17 protein-coding genes are annotated in these 18109 nt (G+C 44.3%); 13 read left to right on the forward strand and 4 right to left on the reverse strand.

Annotation, left to right across the window (positions count from 1 at the left end; genetic code table 11):
• Positions 1-155: 155 nt before the first annotated feature.
• The gene (locus FFM74_RS00005; protein ID WP_137624612.1) at positions 156-2327 is read right to left on the reverse strand and encodes an LTA synthase family protein; all 2172 of its coding nucleotides are present in this window, start codon (positions 2325-2327) and stop codon (positions 156-158) included.
• A 755-nt stretch (positions 2328-3082) separates the two neighbouring features.
• Between FFM74_RS00005 and FFM74_RS00010 the strand changes: the two genes are divergently transcribed.
• The 5 genes from FFM74_RS00010 to FFM74_RS00030 all read left to right on the forward strand — a co-directional run bounded on the left by FFM74_RS00010 (position 3083) and on the right by FFM74_RS00030 (position 9088).
• A complete protein-coding gene (locus FFM74_RS00010) occupies positions 3083-3532 on the forward strand; it encodes a GNAT family N-acetyltransferase (RefSeq protein ID WP_137624613.1) in 450 nt (149 codons plus the stop codon).
• A 144-nt stretch (positions 3533-3676) separates the two neighbouring features.
• The gene (locus FFM74_RS00015; protein ID WP_137624614.1) at positions 3677-4243 is read left to right on the forward strand and encodes a hypothetical protein; all 567 of its coding nucleotides are present in this window, start codon (positions 3677-3679) and stop codon (positions 4241-4243) included.
• 120 nt (positions 4244-4363) lie between these two features.
• Positions 4364-4900: a MerR family transcriptional regulator gene (locus tag FFM74_RS00020; protein WP_137624615.1), complete on the forward strand. Its 537-nt coding sequence runs from the start codon at positions 4364-4366 to the stop codon at positions 4898-4900.
• A 73-nt stretch (positions 4901-4973) separates the two neighbouring features.
• Positions 4974-6086 carry an NADH-dependent flavin oxidoreductase gene (locus FFM74_RS00025; RefSeq protein WP_137624616.1) on the forward strand — a complete coding sequence of 371 codons (1113 nt, stop codon included), beginning with the start codon at positions 4974-4976 and terminating at the stop codon, positions 6084-6086.
• A 794-nt stretch (positions 6087-6880) separates the two neighbouring features.
• The gene (locus tag FFM74_RS00030; RefSeq protein ID WP_171000604.1) at positions 6881-9088 is read left to right on the forward strand and encodes a SpaA isopeptide-forming pilin-related protein; all 2208 of its coding nucleotides are present in this window, start codon (positions 6881-6883) and stop codon (positions 9086-9088) included.
• A 264-nt stretch (positions 9089-9352) separates the two neighbouring features.
• On the opposite strand, the gene FFM74_RS00035 is transcribed toward FFM74_RS00030, so the two are convergent.
• Positions 9353-10648, reverse strand: coding sequence for an arsenic transporter (locus FFM74_RS00035; protein WP_137624618.1), 1296 nt, complete (start codon positions 10646-10648; stop codon positions 9353-9355).
• A gap of 190 nt (positions 10649-10838) precedes the next feature.
• Here FFM74_RS00035 and FFM74_RS00040 point away from each other — a divergent pair, with 190 nt between their 5' ends.
• The 7 genes from FFM74_RS00040 to FFM74_RS00070 all read left to right on the forward strand — a co-directional run bounded on the left by FFM74_RS00040 (position 10839) and on the right by FFM74_RS00070 (position 15233).
• Positions 10839-11165: an ArsR/SmtB family transcription factor gene (locus FFM74_RS00040; RefSeq protein WP_137624619.1), complete on the forward strand. Its 327-nt coding sequence runs from the start codon at positions 10839-10841 to the stop codon at positions 11163-11165.
• A 4-nt stretch (positions 11166-11169) separates the two neighbouring features.
• On the forward strand, positions 11170-11529 hold the full coding sequence (arsD, locus tag FFM74_RS00045) for an arsenite efflux transporter metallochaperone ArsD (RefSeq protein WP_137624620.1): 360 nt from the start codon (positions 11170-11172) through the stop codon (positions 11527-11529).
• A gap of 14 nt (positions 11530-11543) precedes the next feature.
• Positions 11544-13274 carry an arsenical pump-driving ATPase gene (arsA, locus tag FFM74_RS00050; RefSeq protein WP_137624621.1) on the forward strand — a complete coding sequence of 577 codons (1731 nt, stop codon included), beginning with the start codon at positions 11544-11546 and terminating at the stop codon, positions 13272-13274.
• Between the two features lie 20 nt (positions 13275-13294).
• Positions 13295-13621 (forward strand): arsenite efflux transporter metallochaperone ArsD, encoded by a 327-nt coding sequence (gene arsD, locus FFM74_RS00055; protein WP_137624622.1) that lies wholly within the window; start codon positions 13295-13297, stop codon positions 13619-13621.
• A gap of 15 nt (positions 13622-13636) precedes the next feature.
• Positions 13637-14050, forward strand: a complete 414-nt coding sequence (gene arsC / locus FFM74_RS00060; RefSeq protein ID WP_137624623.1) for an arsenate reductase (thioredoxin) — start codon at positions 13637-13639, stop codon at positions 14048-14050.
• A gap of 341 nt (positions 14051-14391) precedes the next feature.
• On the forward strand, positions 14392-15021 hold the full coding sequence (locus tag FFM74_RS00065) for a TMEM175 family protein (RefSeq protein ID WP_137624624.1): 630 nt from the start codon (positions 14392-14394) through the stop codon (positions 15019-15021).
• Complete coding sequence (locus tag FFM74_RS00070) at positions 15018-15233, forward strand: hypothetical protein (RefSeq protein WP_137624625.1); 216 nt, start codon at positions 15018-15020, stop codon at positions 15231-15233. The genes FFM74_RS00065 and FFM74_RS00070 overlap by 4 nt, the downstream gene beginning before the upstream one ends.
• Before the next feature lie 182 nt (positions 15234-15415).
• On the opposite strand, the gene FFM74_RS00075 is transcribed toward FFM74_RS00070, so the two are convergent.
• Positions 15416-16369 carry a linear amide C-N hydrolase gene (locus FFM74_RS00075; protein ID WP_137624626.1) on the reverse strand — a complete coding sequence of 318 codons (954 nt, stop codon included), beginning with the start codon at positions 16367-16369 and terminating at the stop codon, positions 15416-15418.
• An 87-nt stretch (positions 16370-16456) separates the two neighbouring features.
• Positions 16457-16714 (reverse strand): hypothetical protein, encoded by a 258-nt coding sequence (locus FFM74_RS13575; RefSeq protein WP_171000605.1) that lies wholly within the window; start codon positions 16712-16714, stop codon positions 16457-16459.
• A gap of 241 nt (positions 16715-16955) precedes the next feature.
• Here FFM74_RS13575 and FFM74_RS00080 point away from each other — a divergent pair, with 241 nt between their 5' ends.
• The gene (locus FFM74_RS00080; RefSeq protein WP_137624627.1) at positions 16956-18014 is read left to right on the forward strand and encodes an aspartate-semialdehyde dehydrogenase; all 1059 of its coding nucleotides are present in this window, start codon (positions 16956-16958) and stop codon (positions 18012-18014) included.
• The last annotated feature ends 95 nt before the right edge of the window (positions 18015-18109 follow it).

An 18109-nucleotide genomic window follows, 5' to 3' on the forward strand; every position in this document is an offset into this window, starting at 1 on the left:
AGCCCCCGGTAAAATACCGAGAACTCGCCGTTCAAAAAGCAGCTTAACAATTTGTCCAATTTTAAGGGTTCACTTCACCTAAAGTATCTTTTATTTTACCATGGAATAAAAAAAGTTATCACCCACGATTAGTGTGAGTGATAACTGGATTAAAGCTATTTCGAACTGAAACTACTACTACTGTGAGTCGTCGTGCTTGTATTACTATCACTATCATCTGGATTGGTAATCTTGATTCGAGTTGAATCGGTCTTCGAATGGGTATCTTCAGGCGCATCGGTTGAATAAAGATCCGCCGTAGTTTTATCGCCATTCTTGGAGTAGAGACTCGTGGAAGCCTGTTTTAAGGCATTCTGAATCTTGATTTCCTTTTGTAACCCATTAGCGTAGTTATAATCGGAAGCATCGACCTTCTTGAAATCTTTTGGCGTGTAGAACCGCAATAGATTTTTCGAATTTAGTGAATCTGACAAACTGAGTTCTTGGCTAACTTTCTTTTGATCGGCATCGACAGCCTTTTGAACGGCGGCCGTTGGATCAAGTTTTTCACCGGTGGCATTGCTATAAATCTTGCCACTCAGGACGGTATACTTCGGTGTGACAAAGTCACGATTCCGGAAAGCCACCACTTGATCGTGATCTTTAGAGAACAAGTCGGTCCCAAACTGGATATAACGTTTGCTAGAAACCCCGAGTAAATGCAAGATTGTTGGCAAGACGTCAATTTCGCCACCGTATGTGGATTCAATCTTGCCACCCGTTGACCCTGGAATATTGATCATGAATGGGACGCGTTGCAACTGGGCGTTGTCGTAAGCGGTCCAATCCTTCGCCGATTTGCCAAGAATTGGGGCCAACGTAGTGTTCTCACTATTAGATAGGCCATAGTGATCCCCATATAAGACAATCATTGAATTCTTCAATAGGCCAGCTTTTTGCAAGTAATTGTAAAATTCTTGGATGGATTGATCCAAGTAATGGGCGGTTTGGAAATACCCGTTAATGGCGCTATCACTTGTATCGGTAGTCTTAAAGTCGGTATCTTCCTTATCCATTGAGAATGGGAAGTGGTTGGTGACCGTGATGTATTTCACGTAAAACGGTTGTTGCAAGCGTTCCAAGTATGAGACGGAATTCTTGAACAACAATTTATCTTTCAGGCCATAACCGGTTGACTTGTCACCAGTCGTATCGAAGTAACTGGCATCAAAGAAATATTGATACCCCATATTTTTGTAGGTGTTATTCCGATTCCAGAAACTGGCAACATTACCGTGGAAGACCGCCGAAGAATATTTAGCCCGCTGGTTTAAAATGGCGGGTGCCGCTTGGAACGTATTATCTGAACCAAGTTGTGAGAAGAGGGAACCAGTTGAGAGCCCATATGTGCTAGTTTCCAACATGTTTTCAGCATCACTGGTTTTACCTTGACCGACTTGGTGGAAGAAGTTCTTAAACGCATAAGTTGACTTGCTATGATAGAGCGAATTCAAAAATGGCGTGACTTCTTGACCATTGATTTTCTTATCAATCAAGAATTGTTGGAAGCTTTCCAAGTGAATCACAATCACGTTCTTACCCTTAGCAATACCATACATGCTAGCATTCGGGGCAGCGTAATGTGAGCTGGTAAAGTCTTCGACCGTATCTAATTCGGACTTTTTGGCGCTGGCACGTTGATGGTTCGTCTGTTCATCTTTAATGCCGTCATAAACGGTGAACGCATCCAAGCCCAGATATTTCACGATATAGTTACGGTCAAAAGTCCGTGTCAATAATTGCGGCCGGTTGGATTCAGCCAACGAGAGATTTAAGCCAAAGCCAGCAATCGCAACGGAGGTGTAAGCAAAAGCCACCCGTTTGCGAATGGGGCGGTCATCATGTTTAATGACGTGGAAGACATATAATCCGAGTAACACGAGGATGTCAATCCAGTAGAGCCAGTCGTACCAATTGGTGAGCGCAAACGATGAGCCGGTTAACCCTTGATTAACTTTTGAGACCCCGGTTATCGTGCTGACAGTCATAAAATCGGTAAATTCGCGGTAATAAATGACATTGGCGTACATCAACACGGTATTGAGTGCGTCGATGAGTAATAAAATATAGTAATAAAAGCCGGTTTTGCGAATATATAAGGCTAAACTGAATAAAAACACCGTAGTTGCTAAAGGATTAACAAGCAACAACAACACTTGGAGAATGTCAGAAACTCCCAGGGAGAATTCGGCAAAGTAAGCAAAAAGGGTTTTGGCCCAAAATAAAAAGATCAAAAGCCAAAAGAACCCAATCCGCGTGTTGAGGTGCTGGCGGAGTTTGGTAAGCATGTTTATAAGACCTCATTTGTGACAAATTTGGATATGACTCGAAAAACAGTCATCATGTCATTTTAACATAACCAACAGAATGGGATTCGTTAACATTTTTAAGAATGCGTTAATTTGACTGGTGAGTGCGACACCGCTAGTTTCGGTGATCGGCAACCAATTAGTTAGCGTAAAATTTTTCTTGGTAGGAAGATTGGTTAATATCGAAGATCCGGTTATCGCTAATTGAGTTAGCACATATAAAATGGTGTGAAAAGCTAAAGGAACAAACAACTTTATTATAGCTTTCACTTCCGGTTGGGACTGATAACATGCGGTTGTATCAATAACTGATAGGTGTTCCAGTGTTACGAAGGTAGTCGAACCTTGAGTGATCTATTGGGGATGATTACTTTTAAACGCTGATTAGTTTGGTTGGCATCAAGTTAATTTTTTACCAGCTGCTGCTATTCAAAAAAATCCACTTTTCTAGCCGTGAGGGGGCCTCGTTTGGGGCTCAGCCGTGGTGTTTGACTTAGTGCGGTGGTTTGTCCGCGGTTAGTCAAACACTAGCTTTTGAGACCGCTCTTTGGCTCAAAACTGGTTCATGGCGTTCCAGCCCCAAACGAGGCCCCTGGTAGGCGGGAATCAATCCACCCGACAATGAATTTAGAGAAAACTGAGAAAAATTTGACAGTTGTAACCAATCACCATAGTTTGACGTTGATTGTTGGAACGCGTATTCTCAAAGTTATCAACTAAGGTGGTGGCTTAAATTGGAAATTAAAACGAGTAATCAAAAGACGTCGCAAGTTTATGCGGATGCGATTATGATTCGCCGGGCCGTCTTTATTGCGGAACAGCAAATTGATCCGGCGTTAGAATTAGATACAGTCACGGATGCCACTTGGCATTACGTCTTGTACACGGATCAAGGTCAAGCCGTGGCAACAGCACGGATGACACCAGAAGCGCAACAAAGTTTACATATTCAACGGGTGGCAACCTTAAAGGCCGCCCGCGGACAGGGTTATGCCCAAGCAATTATTCAACGGCAATTGCAGGATGGCCGTCAACAAGGGTTTCAACGGGCCGTCTTGGGCGCCCAAGTCACGGCGCAGGGCTTTTATGCCCAATTAGGATTTCAACCAGAAGGTGCGCGGTTCATGGAAGCTGGACTGTTACATCAGGAAATGAGTTTAAAGCTGCAGCCCGCTGAAGATTGAAGCTGTGAAAAAGGTGAGCCGTTGACACGTTTGATTTACAGCGAATTTTAAAGGGGGACATTCGGTCACAGCTTTGGCAGATTATGCGCGTAAAGAGGCGTATACTAAAGCCAGAGAGAAAGCGGGGAAAAAGGGGTTTTCACAATGACATTACCATTGGCAGTAACTGTGACAGATATTGCGGGGAACATCGCGGACAAGCCAACTTTGATGGCGTTTGAAATCGATGGGCAATTGTATCCTGAACCTGAAAAGACTAACAGTTTGTTGGCAAAAGTCTTTAATTACACGGCTTTTGAACATGGTTTAGTGAAGATTGATGACATTAATTTGACGTTTAGTGATGAAACCGGTCGGGCGTTTAAGACGCTGACCGCGGCTGAACTAACACAGATTGAGTTGGGCATGTATCATTCAATGGTACAAACCTATGGGCCGGTCATCCCACTTAAAGCTCAGTATACCGGTGCGTTGACGTTGACAACGGCTGCAGCGACTTATCGCCTGTTAGTTTACGACACACGCGCAATGCCAGCCATTATCGCTTGGTTGCACGCACAAAAGTTAACCTTTACGGATCCATTGAACTTAGCCGCTGAGACGGCAGACTTTGACTGGTCAAAGATTACCGAGAAACAGTTTGGTCGCTGGGCGAAAGACACGAAATACGAAGAATTTTATCAAACAATTGGCCCTAAAAGAATGGTTTAAAGTGGTCGTCAAAAGTCTGGACAGCTGTTCAGGCTTTTTTTGCTGAACCCGATTTCCCCTAATCAGTCATAAATACGGTAAAGTAAAGGTATTAATTTATTTCTGAGAGGAAGTCGACAGATGGCTTATTCGATTAGCGAGGCTGCGGCCAAAAGCGGGGTAACAATTTCCAAACTCCGGTTCTATGAAAAGGAAGGGTTATTGCCGCCAATTGCGCGCGATACGGCTGGTCGACGTCAGTATCAAGATTGTGATTTAGCCTTAGTCCAACAAATTGTGAATTTGAAACGGGCAGATGTCTCATTAGACGAAATTGCCCGATTTTTGCAATTGTATCGAACTGGCGACACGACGTTAAACGCTCGGGCAGAATTTTTTGCACAACAAACTAACAAGGTCGATAGTCAGTTGGCAAAGTTACAGGCGACTAAGGTGTACGTCCAATATAAGCAATGGTATTACGACCAGGCACAAGCAGTCGGCGGACTGGCGAACTTAACGGCGACGCAATGTGAGTTGGGAGATCAGTTTGCCGCCTATTTGGCCGATGGTCAGCAACAGACGACCTTGGCGACGTTCAAGCAATTGATTGCCAAATATCCGGCGGGCTTATGTGCGGTTGATTTGGCACGTGTCTTGGTTGGTGAAGCGGATTAATTGACCTCGACCCGGGTTTAGGTGCTATGTTTGCCCCATACCAATAACTAATTGTCGAAAGGATGACTGACTGATGACAGAATTTACAGAACCATTGACATTTAAATCGGGGGTAACCGTTAAGAATCGGCTGATGATGTCGCCAATGACGACGCGTCAAAGCTTTTTTGACGGCGAAGTGACTGAGGATGAGATTGCATACTACAAGCGCCGGGCACATGGCGTTGGCGCAATTATCACGGGTGCGGCGAATGTCCAAGCCGGTGGTAAAGGCTGGCCTGGAGAATTAAGTGTCGCGGATGATGCGATGATTCCGCGCTTACAAGCCTTGGCGAGTGGCATTCAAGCCGCTGGCGCCAAAGCAATTTTACAAATTGTACATGCCGGGCGAATGACCGAGCGGGCCACCTTGGCGGGGCAACAACCGGTATCCGCTAGCGCGATTCCGGCTGCCCGGCCACAAGCGGAAACGCCACGGGCGATGACCGATACCGAAGTGCAAGCTACGATTCAGGCGTTTGGTGACGCCACTCGTCGGGCCATTCAAGCTGGTTTTGATGGGATTGAACTCCATGGCGCCAATACGTATTTGATTCAACAGTTTTTCTCACCACACTCCAATCGGCGAACGGATCAATGGGGTGGCGATGTTCAGCAGCGGATGCATTTTAGCCAAGCCTTGTTGGCGACGGTCTTTGGGACCGTTAAAACTTATGCCAAGCGTCCGTTTCTAGTCGGCTATCGGATTTCTCCAGAAGAATTTGAGACGCCAGGGATTCGATTCGATGAAACCTTGAAGCTGATTGATCAGCTAGCTGAGTCTGATTTGGACTACTTGCATGTTTCCTTAAAGCGTTACGATCAGGTGGCGCGGACTAAGAATTATCAGGAAAAATCAATCTTGGCTTATGTCGCTGAACAAGTTGCGGGTCGGTTGCCTGTGGTTGGAGTTGGTCAAGTTCGTAATCGGCAAGATGTTGTGGAGACGTTGCGCCAAACTGACTTAGTGGCAGTTGGTGAACAATTATTGTTTGATCCAGATTGGGCGACTAAATTAGTTACTGGGCATGATGATGAAATTTTAACCGCGCCATTTGCGACCTTATTTGCGAAGCAACGCGCGTCGTTCAATTTACCGTTGGCAACTTTCTTGGCGGAACGCTATCAATCGACGCCGACTGTTTAGTTAATAACTAAAAAGGTTGGAAGACCAAAATTACTAATAACTACTGCCATGTCAATGATTAGGGCATGGAAATTAGTTGACAGTGCCGCTTCCAGTCGCTACTGATAACATGCGGTCGTGGGACCGGATCAAGCCTGAGAAACGTCTTGTCCCTCGCCCGGAACCCTTGCATAAATCGCAAGTGTTCCGGACCGTCCGTGGTGTAACGCCGGCAAGAAACATGCCGCCCCAACGCCACCATCACGACCGATGCCATCAGCGGCGACTTCCAGCTAATTTAACTGTTCTTAGGCTAGGTTTAGCGGAAGCAGGCAGAATCGTTGTGCTGTGGCGGTAAGATTGGCCGGCGTTCTTTGCCGCCTAGTTTTACAGGGTGATTCAAAGACGTGGGCTGTCGGCTTTGAATCGAAGTTCCAGACCGCACTGTGGCTGGGACAGTCCCACCATAGCACAGCGATTCTGCCTGCCGGAGCGGGATCACCACTAATTTGGAAGTGTCTGTTGCCTATATGACAGTGTTTACGAGCCCTTTTGTCCTTTCAACCTTCAGTTAATAATACAAGCAAAGTTATTGAGCTCACTGACAAAATCGTCGGTGAGTTTTTTAGTTTGATAAGTTACCGAATAAAACTTTCTAGTGCGACCAAGCTGAGCAATTGCAGTATTGTACAAATGAGTTTTACTAGCCGTTTGGTTAGCGACTCACTAATTAAAATATAACTTCTGAGTGAGGAGTGAAGACGATGTTTAAAACTTAGTGACTGACAATTATGGCGAGAATGGGGGAGAAAAATATGCGCAAAAGGTTAATTTCAGTCTGTCTAGGATTGCTGACGTTACTACTGACCATCTTTACCCTTGGTCGGGCAGTCCAAGCGGCAACAATCAGCACGACTGGACTGACTGGAAACGATGCAACGGTCACTGACCGTTATGGCAATGTGATAACGGACCCAAGTGATTTGAGTAAATGGCAAAATTACGAAATTAATTACAATTGGACCATTCCAAATGGTCAAAAAATTCAAGCTGGTGATACGGCACCAGTCACATTACCTGGCAATACCGTCGCCAGCTCGGATTTAAGCTTTGATCTGAAAGATGAGACGGGTGCCGTAATCGGGACCTTTACCATCAAGGCAGGTGAAAGCACTGGGACCATCACGTTTACTGAACAACTGATTGGGACTAAAGACCGGAATGGGACCTTGCAACTGTATGCAAAAGGAACTTCGAGCAGCGATACGAATCACCAAGATTGGGCGCTTAATAAGGTTGGTTGGGTCAGCGGCAGTACCCCTCAAGGGACACCGACCCGTTTAACGTGGAATGTTGCCTTTAATCCAAGTGGTAAGGACTTGGGCACGGTAACCGTTCAAGATACGATTGGTCCTAACCAGACCTACATGCCCGGGACGGTAACTGCCGATACTGGTTCTTATAATGATGCCGGCGAATTTGTTTCTACTGGTGTTGAACTGCATCCACAAGTGACGGTCAATGGTCAGCAATTGACCTTTGTTTTTGAAAATGTGACCACTGCGGTTAACATGACTTACAATGTTCGTTTGAATAATGTCAGTGCTAACGGTGGCTCCTGGGAAAATGACGCGTCGATGGACGGCACCGTCGTCAGTGGACATGTCACCTGGGGCGGCAGTGGGACCGGTAATGGCGGCCCTGGTGAACCTGGTCCTGGGACAGAGGAAGATTTAGGTGCCTTTACATTGGTTAAATCGGATGCTAAAACTGGTTCGGCTTTAGCTGGTGCCGTTTATGATTTGCGAGATAAAAGTGGTTTAGCGATTCAGTCAGGTTTAACGACTGACCAGAACGGTAAACTCTTCGTGAGCGATTTAGCTGCTGGCGATTATTCACTCGTTGAAACGCAAGCGCCAACCGGTTATGAGCGTAATCCACAGCCCATTCCGTTGACAATTGTTGCCGGTGATACGACACCGGTACAACTGACACAAACGGATGAGCCGGTCGTTGTCCCACCGAAAACGGGTGGGTTGACGTTAGTGAAGACCGCTGTTGGTACTGATGAACGCCTTGCTGGCGCGGTTTATGACTTGCAAGATGCTACTGGTAAAGTGGTTAAATCCGGGTTAACAACCGATAAAAACGGTGAATTAACCGTCACCGAGTTGCCAGTTGGTGATTATCAGTTAATTGAAACCCAAGCACCGAGTGGTTATGAAGTGAGTGCTGTCCCAATTAAGGTCACGATTACCGCCGATCAAACGACGCCGTTGACGGTCACCGCTACTGATGAATTGTTACCAGTAGTGACTAAAGGAGAAGTTCAGTTAACTAAAACTGATGATCAGACTGGCGCAGCCTTGGCAGGCGCAGAATATGACTTGCAGTATGCACAAGGTAAAGTCATCAAAACTGGGCTGACCACGAACGCTGAGGGTCAATTAACCGTAACTGATTTAGCCGCCGGTGATTATCGCTTTGTAGAAATGAAAGCGCCGACAGACTATGAGCTGAATGCGACTCCGTTGGTGTTTACGGTTAAACCTGGACAGACAACTGTATTAACGGTTGCGGCTAAGGATACGAAATTGCCGACAAAGCCGACGGAACCAGAGCCGCCGCTTGAACCGGAACCGCCAGTTGAACCAGAGCCACCAGTTGAACCTGAAGAACCAACGACTCCGGAACCACCAGTGACACCAGAGCCGCCAATTGAGCCGACCGTGCCAGAACCTGGGGAACCGACAAATCCAGTTTTGCCGGAACCAGCGCCTGATTCAACGGCACCGGAAACCGGTGGCAATTCTGTTGCTCAACCTAACCCAACCGCACCAACGACGGTTGGCCGGCCGAGCGGCACGATTGATGGCAACCCAATTGGTCGTCCTAGCAAGTCTGGTTTACCACAAACCAATGAAAAATCAGATAACGAAACGATGGCCTCAGTTGCCGGCGTTTCAATTATGATGATTGTTTTTGCAATTGGCAGTTGGGAATGGCGTAGAAAGCGTTACTAAGTGATTTTAATAGAAAGTATGGCACACACATGTGTTGTCACACATCTCGAAGTATGAAAACTAACGACCACTAATTCATTGAGATAAATTATCAATGAATTAGTGGTCGTTTTCTGATTGGTACAGCACGTGATTGAGGAAAAACGAGTTCACCTAACTTGCCAGTACGACCAAATAATACCATTTTTCGTTGTTTGGCATGGTCACACTGGCGGCGAATTTAATATCGATTGTATATAACAATAATTGTTAGTTAGACAGGACTTAGTGAAAAATGGTTAGGGAAAGGTACAATCCTAACAAGGTTATAAATAAAACAGGGATCGTAATTGTGATACCAATTTGAAAGTAAGTTTTCCATTTTATTTTGACGCCTTTTTGCGCTAACACATGTAGCCACACGAGGGTAGCTAAGGAACCGATGGGCGTTATTTTAGGACCTAAGTCTGACCCAATCACATTGGAGAAGACCAAAGTTTGGTGTAATAAATCACTTGTTTGAACACCCTTGATTGCTAAAGCATCGATCATCACAGTTGGCATATTATTCATTGCGGAGGATAAGAATGCTGCTAAGTAGCCCATCCCAAGCGTGGTAGCCAGGCGGCCATAATGAGTTAATTGCTGAATACCACTGGTCAAAATAGCCGTTAATCCAACGTTTTGCAAACCATAAACGACAACATACATCCCAATAGAAAAGAAGACAATGCTCCAAGGAGCACCTTTTAACACCAGTTTTGCGTTGACTGCTTTACTCTTGGCAGCAAGCAGGAGAAATACTAAAGCGATGCTTAATGCAATCAGTGAAACAGGTATTTTTAAATAGCTACTACCGAAATATCCGACTAGTAATAATCCCAGCACTCCCCATGACACTTTGAATAAGATAGGATCATTAATGGCTGTCTTAGGGGCGGCCAGATTTTGGGTGTCGTATTTACGTGGCAAAGCTTTTCTAAAATAAAAATATAAAATGCTTACACTAGCAACTAAAGAAAAAATATCGGGTAACCACATTCGTAAGGCATATTGCGAGAATGAGTAGCCAAAAAAATCGGCTGAAACGATATTTACTAAGTTGCTAACGACAAGTGGCAAGGAAGTCGCATCTGCAATAAAACCGCTTGCGATGATGAATGGAAAAATCTTTTTTTCATCGAAGTTTAGCGCTCTAACCATCGCTAAAACTATTGGCGTTAAAATTAAAGCGGCGCCGTCATTCGCAAATAAGGCGGCAACAATTGCACCTAAAACTGAAATGAGAACAAACATTAAGATGCCGTTACCATTAGCTATCCTGGCCATATGTAGCGCAGCCCATTTAAAGAAGCCGATTTGATCTAGAATTAAAGAAATAATGATAATTGCAACGAAAGATAGTGTGGCATTCCAAACGATTGAAGTCACAGTGCCAACATCTTTGAAAGTCACAACGCCAAAAATTAAGGCCAGAATAGCACCACAGATGGCTGACCAGCCAATTGATAAGCCATGGGGTTGCCAAATGACAAATACTAGCGTTAAAAGAAAAATACTAATTGCAAAGAAAACAGTCATAAAAAGTCGTTCCTTTCAAATATAAATACATTGATAACTATCTATATGTAATCCTACACGCAACATTTCAGACTGTCAACGTCTGAAAATCAACGATGTGTCGTGAAAAAAATAGCATTGACAAACATATAGATGAGAATCTATACTTTATACATAGATGAGCGTCTATACAGAAAGGATGCGATGACAATTGGATTATGAAAAATACGTCGGCATGTTAAAAGCGATGGCGGATGAGAAGCGGTTAAAAATTATTGACTTATTATCATGTGGAACCATGTGTGCATGTGACATTTTAAAGCACTTTGAGTTTACACAACCAACGTTATCACACCATATGAAAGTGTTACAAACGGCTGGGGTTGTAAGCTCACGTAAAGAAGGAAAGTGGCATTACTATACGCTGAGCCCTGACTATATTCGCGAATTTAAAGCGGATACGGATAAATTATTGGCTAGTCAAGAGACCTGTATCTGTCATCAAGAGTCCTGTCAAATCGCTAACAAAGAAGGATGAGATTATGAAAAAAATTGAATTATTTGAACCAGCAATGTGTTGCTCAACTGGTGTGTGTGGGCCATCAGTGGATCAAAATCTACTCAAAATTACAGCGGTTTTTAACAATTTGTCCGAAGTTGAAGGCGTGGCCGGCGCGCGTTATAACTTGAGCCAAAATCCCCAAGAGTTTGAGACGAGACCGGATATTCTCGCTGAGGTTAAGAAAAGCATTGATAACTTACCAATCACTGTTGTTGATGGAGAAATCGTTAAAGAAGGAAGCTATCCAACACTTGATGAAATAACGGAATATACGGGATTGGTTTTTGTGATGCCCGAGAATAGCAATAGCTGCTGTGGAGACAACTCGAACTGCTGCTAGGAGGAAATATCATTATGGAAATGTATGATCCGTTAACAAGCGCGTTAACACATTATTTGTTTTTTACGGGGAAAGGTGGCGTTGGTAAAACGACTACCGCAACCGCTACTGCAGTTCGATTAGCAGATGCAGGCCAGCGCGTCATGATTGTTTCGACTGATCCAGCAAGTAATCTACAAGATGTTTTTGAAACGGAGTTAACGAATAAGCCAACACCAATTGCTGGTGTTCCAGGTTTAGATGCCGCCAATTTTGATCCGGTGGTTGCGGCAAGTGAGTATCGTGAAAGTGTGGTTGGACCGTATCGACAGGTGTTACCATCTGCAGCAATTGAAAATATGGAAGAACAATTATCCGGTTCTTGTACCGTTGAAATTGCTTCATTCAATGAATTTTCTAAATTTTTAACAGATTCGGCTATTTCAAAAACATATGATTTTATTATTTTTGATACTGCACCGACAGGGCATGCTTTAAGAATGCTTCAGTTGCCATCGGCATGGCGTAATTATCTTGATGAAAATCAGCAAGGGGCTTCTTGTTTGGGCCAATTGGCTGGTTTAGGTGACAAAAAAGCAACTTACGAAAAAGCGGTCGAAACACTGAATGATCCAACACAAACAACCCTGATGTTAGTCACTCGGCCACAACGGGCTTCACTGATAGAGACCAGGCGTGCCTCTAGTGAGTTGGCTCAAATTGGCATGGAAAATCAGCAATTAATTATCAATGGGATTATGACAAGTGCTAATGATGCACCTTCAAACACAATTTTGAGTCAGCAAAAAGATGATTTGTCTCAAATGAGTGAGCAGCTAAAGCAACTGCCGCAAACCATGATTCCTTTACGCGCTTATAACGTCACCGGATTAGATCATATTCGATTGTTACTACAAGGTGTTCAACCCAAAATAGCGCCGGTCGAGCTTGAGAAGATAAAATTCCCGGTGTTAGATGATATTGTGACAGATTTAATTCAACAGGATAAAAAAATTGTTTTTACAATGGGCAAAGGTGGTGTTGGTAAAACAACGATTGCCGTTAAACTTGCTGAAAAACTGGCGGCACGAGGGAAGACAGTTCGATTAACCACAACGGATCCTGCTGATCATTTGAATCTATTTAAAATTACTACGGCTAAGATCAAGGTCAGTCACATTGATGAGAAACAAGTTCTGAAGGATTATCAAGCAGAGGTCTTGACGAAAGCGCGTGAGACCATGACTGGGGATAATGTGGCTTATATTGCGGAAGATTTAAGATCACCATGTACGCAAGAAATCGCCATTTTCAGAGCTTTTGCTGATATTGTGGCGCAGGATGATAGTGATATCGTCGTTATTGATACCGCGCCAACAGGACATACGCTGTTATTATTAGATTCAACTCAAAACTATGCTCAAGAAGTAAAACGGACGACGGGAGAAGTCCCACAATCGGTGATTGACTTATTGCCACGATTACAAGACGTCCGGCAGACAGAAATCATTACAGTGACCCTGCCGGAAACAACTCCAATTTATGAATCACTTCGATTAGAGGTGGATCTTGATCGCGCTCAGATTCCACATAAATGGTGGGTGGTTAATCAGAGTATGTTGGCAATGGAAACGTTCAATCCCTTTTTACAGGCAAGAGCTGAGAATGAAGTTGAGTGGATTGAAAAGGTCAAACAAGTTTCACACGACCATTATGTGGTGGAACCATGGCAAGTTAATTTTGAGCAAGTGAATTTAACCGTCTAAAAATCATTGGAGATGGTTTCATGAAAAAAATTGAGATATTTGAACCCGCAATGTGCTGTCCGACAGGAATTTGTGGTCCGGCTATCGATCAGAATTTAATACGGATGACGGCAATTCAACACGATGTTAATCAAAGCAAGGACGTTCGTGTTGTCCGTCGGAATTTAGGTGAAAATCCTAATGCGTTTGTCCGTAATCATCAAATCTCACATTTACTGGAGGTAGCAGGAATCGACTGTCTACCGGTTACAATTGTTGAAAATAGCGTGATGAATGTGGGTGCTTATCCCACAACAGCAGAGATGGAATTATACACAGGAATGACTTTGACCAAAAATGAGAAGTAAGATGAGGAGCCGGCAATGAAGAAAATCTATTTTTTATGTACAGGAAATTCATGTCGTAGCCAAATGGCGGAAGGATTTGCCCGAGAATTGTTAGCACCAAGCTGGGAGGTTGCCAGTGCCGGTGTTGAAATGCATGGATTAAATGCTAATGCGGTCGCTGTTATGGCAGAGGTGGGAATTGATATTTCGGCACAGTATTCAAAATTAATTGACACGGAATATTTAAATCAGTGTGATGTAGTTGTGACGTTGTGTGGAGATGCCAGAGATAAGTGCCCAGTAACGCCACCATCGGTAAAAAAATTACATTGGCCACTGCCAGATCCAGCTCAAGCGACTGGCAGTGAGGATGAACAACTAGCAGTGTTCAGAGAAGTCCGGGATCAAATTCGACGTAATGTTGAGACTTTAATAGTGAATGAGGCTTGAGTTAATGCAAGCAGTCATTTGCTTGATTGCATTGTTCTTGAACAACAGTTGCAAAATAATGAGTTTAAGGCAGACATCTGGAAAAATGGAAATGACGACCATGAATCAGTTGATGATAGCTTATCATTGAGGATTCGTGGTCGTTATTTTTTTAGTGGGTAATCTGTTAATCTCATGGTCGCGTTAATATTTATGAACAGTTATAGTCGAAGTCTGGCACAAAAGGTTGTAACTGCTACTTCATCTTTGAAGAATGGTAATTGCTTGGGACGCTTGGACTTAAATTACAGCATTTTGCGGTGAATTATGCTATTGTAATGTGATTGTAGGGGGCAAATGGGATGAAAACAGATCGCTTTCAAGCATTCAGTGACGGCATTTTTGCCATTTTAATTACGATTTTAGTCTTGGAGTTTCATATTCCAAACTATCACGCGGGTCAGTTGTTGCAAGCGTTATTGGCACAGTGGCCGTTATTTTTGTCGTATGCGTTTTCGTATTTTTACGTGGGGACTTTGTGGCTGTTTCACCATGACTATTTCAGCATGTTGAAACGCATTGATTGCAACGTTAATATGCTAAACTTACTGATGCTTTTCAGTATTACCTTATTGGACTATCCCATGTCGTTAGTGGCGGATGCCTTGACGAGTGGGAATCGTGCAGATATGCAAACGGCTTTTATTGTTTATGATTTAGTCGCGCTATTTATTTCAGCGACATTCTATCTGATGTATGCGTACTTGCATCACCATCCGGAATTGAAAAATGCGGCGGTTTCAACTGATTTTTATGCCGCGATTAAGTTTGATCCGGTACGGAGTGTGACAATCTACGGGCTAGCCATCGTCGTGACATTTTGGTCAGTTTGGTTCGGCGCCTTATTATTGGCCATGGGGATTATTTTTCATTTCTTTGCCTACTTACGGATGAGTCAACAACTTGAACAGTCAAAAGGAGCTTCAGCATGACAGATTATTCAACATTATTAGGACCAGACCGGTATGATTTCGCAGTACAATTGGCCGGGCAGTATCACTTAGATCCGAGCCAAGTGCTATTCGGTTACTTGCAAGTCGTGAGTGATGTGAGTGGCAGTGACCAGCCCGGAGATTTACAAAATCCTAAGCTTAAACAAGTAATTAATGAACGGTTTGACCATTTTTTGAAACAGCGCCATTGAAGAGTGAAACAAAAGGCGGGTTGCTACCGAGCATAGCATAGGAAATCGGATGATTGGGGCTTTCAATCGTTCGGTTTCCGTAGCTAAGCGGAGGTCGCAGCCTTTTTTTGCACGTTTTGACTATAAATATTTGTAGTTCCAATATCTGGCGCTAAAACGATCGTAACATGTAATCTGATGTTTTAATTTGCGGAAAAAATCATCGGACTTTTCCAATTTATCGCCATCTCATGCGTCAGCTGTAGTGACTGTAAGCGCTCGGTGGTACGTGGTCGAAAGGCATAACGCCGTTGATCGAGGCTGATGACGGCCCGATAATGCGTGTAATTGTGGCTCAATTGATGCCGCTTGGCTGGATCGTAGGGCAGCCGAACTTCATCAAGCCAATTAAACAGTGTCGACTGTGCATTAGTGGCAGTAAGCTGTGGCGTTCCTAACCGACGAATTGCCATGTGATTAAACCGGTTTGTCGGAATACTGCCAGTTGGCAAGGGCTGATTGGTTTGTAACCAAGTTTGAGCAGCGGCAATCGTTGCGGCAGTGACAGTGGTGTCGTTGAGCCCCAATGTCTGATTTAAATTTTTAATATGCTGTGCTAAAACCGGCGTATTGGTTAGGACGCCACTGGGATTCGATTGTGCAATCAACGGGCCACCAGTGGGTTCAATGACCAAACTTTGGCCGGTTGTATCGCTCAGAAACCAGTGAAATGGATAGACGTACGGTTCGCCGTGCCAAGTTTGATTGACGAGGCAAACTTTTGGTAAGTCAGCGACAACTTCGGCCAAACTCGCATGTTCACCTAGCACCCAGTTGATGAAGTCTTGAGGTGTCAGATTGATTTTGTCTGGCTGGGTGACTGGCGCATAGTGGACGGCATGGGGTAAATATAATTCGGCACAAGAGATACCGCTTTCATTTACGCCGTCAGCCATTAATATTTGATCAATACCGCTGGGAAGGCGGCCACCACCAAGAATGGCTTGCTGGGTGAGATGCTCGGTATTCAGCCCGGTCAGCCAATGATGTTGGCGTGGCAAGAAGATTGGCCGCCACGGTGTGGTGGTCGGAAAATCCATGGTGCGGGCGAAGAAATGCTGTTCGGCCGTATTTGTATACGTCAGGCTAGTGCACATGGTCAGGTTCCTTTCATTGATTAATTAAGTCTAGTATACACTTTACCGCGCTATAAGCGGTGTCACTACACATCAGTGGACTAGTGTTTAGAATTCTAAAAATTTGAAAACGGCCGTCACTTCCGGTTGGAACTGATCACATGCGGTCGTGGGACCGGTCCAAGCCAGAAGCGTCTTGGACCTCGCCCGGAACCCTTGCAAGAATCGCAAGTGTCCCGGTCCGTCCGTGGTGTAACGTCGGCAAAAAACAGCCGATGTAACGCCACCATCACGACCGATGTGATCAGTCCCAACCTGCAGCAAATTAGGTTCAATGGCGTCAGACAGAAACGTTGTGCCCACCACGAGTTTAGGTTGAAACTATCTGTTGCTGACAGGATAGCGCCTTTAAGCTTCAATCAATTTCATTATAAAATTAAACTAGTACTCAAGTTGAAAGTCTTCTTAGGCCCACATAACTGTGAAGCAGATGATGACTCGAAAGCGCTGGGTTAAAAAAATCCAGTCTCGGCGGTCTCATTATTTTTTAATTATTAAAATTGTGCTATAATAATGTTTCAATAACTATCAAAGCGAGGTCTTCATTGTGAGTGGATATAACGTCGCGATTGTCGGTGCTACTGGTGCAGTTGGTGCTCGGATGATCAAAATGGTGGAACAAACTAGTTTGCCAGTTAACTCGGTAAAGCTTTTAGCATCAAGTCGTTCAGCAGGGAAGCAGCTTAAATTCAACGGTAAAGATTTGACTGTTGAAGAAACCGTACCAGAATCATTTGAAGGTATTGATTTAGCGCTGTTCTCAGCTGGTGGTTCCGTTTCAAAGAAATTCGCCCCTGAAGCCGTTAAACGTGGTGCGGTTGTCGTGGATAACACGAGTGCGTTTCGGATGGATCCCGATGTCCCATTGGTCGTCCCAGAAGTTAACGAGAAGGCTCTTTATCAACATCATGGGATCATTGCAAATCCAAACTGTTCAACGATTCAAATGGTTGTTGCTTTGGAACCAATCCGCAAGGCCTTTGGCTTAAAGCGGGTGATCGTTTCGACGTATCAAGCCGTTAGTGGTGCCGGAAATCGCGCCTTGAAGGAATTACGTGATGAAACGCAAGCGTACTTGGACGGTAAAGAGATGGAAGCCCATATCTTACCAGTTTCTGGCGATAAGAAACATTATCCAATTGCTTTCAACGCCTTACCACAAATTGATGTCTTTGAAGAAGACGGCTACACCCATGAAGAATGGAAAATGATCCATGAAACTAAGAAGATCATGTGTGGCGGCGACATGGATAGTGACGCAATCAAAGTCACGGCGACCTGTGTGCGGATTCCCGTGCCAGTGAGTCACTCCGAGTCAGTTTACTTCGAAGTTGAAGATCCTAAAGCAACGGTCAAGGGCATTCAAGATGCTTTGGCAGTTGCACCTGGAATTGTCTTACAAGACGATCCAGACAATCAAATTTATCCACAAGCACACAATGCCGAAGGGTCACGCGATACCTTTGTTGGTCGGATTCGTCCAGACCAAGAAACGCCGCAAGCCTTCCAGATGTGGGATGTTTCGGATAACATGTTAAAGGGTGCTGCCTGGAATTCAGTTCAGATTGCAGAACATTTGGACAAATTAGGGTTATTACATCTTTAAAAGCGTTAAACGGTGCGTGACAAAGTCGTGTTTCGCACGGTTATCAAAGGGTCGTGATGGTGAAGTCCAAGTGGCTTGGCCGTCACGACTTTTTT

The organism is Lactiplantibacillus pingfangensis, from assembly GCF_005404945.1.
Classification (GTDB): Bacteria; Bacillota; Bacilli; order Lactobacillales; family Lactobacillaceae; genus Lactiplantibacillus; species Lactiplantibacillus pingfangensis.

What these genes read in the sequence shown, in the direction of transcription:
- FFM74_RS00025 (WP_137624616.1), top strand. Translation starts at nt 4,974, where the DNA reads ATGACAGAATTTACAGAACCATTGACATTTAAATCGGGGGTAACCGTT.
- FFM74_RS00020 (WP_137624615.1), top strand. Translation starts at nt 4,364, where the DNA reads ATGGCTTATTCGATTAGCGAGGCTGCGGCCAAAAGCGGGGTAACAATT.
- FFM74_RS00005 (WP_137624612.1), bottom strand. Translation starts at nt 2,327, where the DNA reads ATGCTTACCAAACTCCGCCAGCACCTCAACACGCGGATTGGGTTCTTT.
- FFM74_RS00030 (WP_171000604.1), top strand. Translation starts at nt 6,881, where the DNA reads ATGCGCAAAAGGTTAATTTCAGTCTGTCTAGGATTGCTGACGTTACTA.
- arsA (WP_137624621.1), top strand. Translation starts at nt 11,544, where the DNA reads ATGGAAATGTATGATCCGTTAACAAGCGCGTTAACACATTATTTGTTT.
- FFM74_RS00075 (WP_137624626.1), bottom strand. Translation starts at nt 16,369, where the DNA reads ATGTGCACTAGCCTGACGTATACAAATACGGCCGAACAGCATTTCTTC.
- FFM74_RS00070 (WP_137624625.1), top strand. Translation starts at nt 15,018, where the DNA reads ATGACAGATTATTCAACATTATTAGGACCAGACCGGTATGATTTCGCA.
- arsD (WP_137624622.1), top strand. Translation starts at nt 13,295, where the DNA reads ATGAAAAAAATTGAGATATTTGAACCCGCAATGTGCTGTCCGACAGGA.
- arsD (WP_137624620.1), top strand. Translation starts at nt 11,170, where the DNA reads ATGAAAAAAATTGAATTATTTGAACCAGCAATGTGTTGCTCAACTGGT.
- FFM74_RS00015 (WP_137624614.1), top strand. Translation starts at nt 3,677, where the DNA reads ATGACATTACCATTGGCAGTAACTGTGACAGATATTGCGGGGAACATC.
- arsC (WP_137624623.1), top strand. Translation starts at nt 13,637, where the DNA reads ATGAAGAAAATCTATTTTTTATGTACAGGAAATTCATGTCGTAGCCAA.
- FFM74_RS00065 (WP_137624624.1), top strand. Translation starts at nt 14,392, where the DNA reads ATGAAAACAGATCGCTTTCAAGCATTCAGTGACGGCATTTTTGCCATT.
- FFM74_RS00035 (WP_137624618.1), bottom strand. Translation starts at nt 10,648, where the DNA reads ATGACTGTTTTCTTTGCAATTAGTATTTTTCTTTTAACGCTAGTATTT.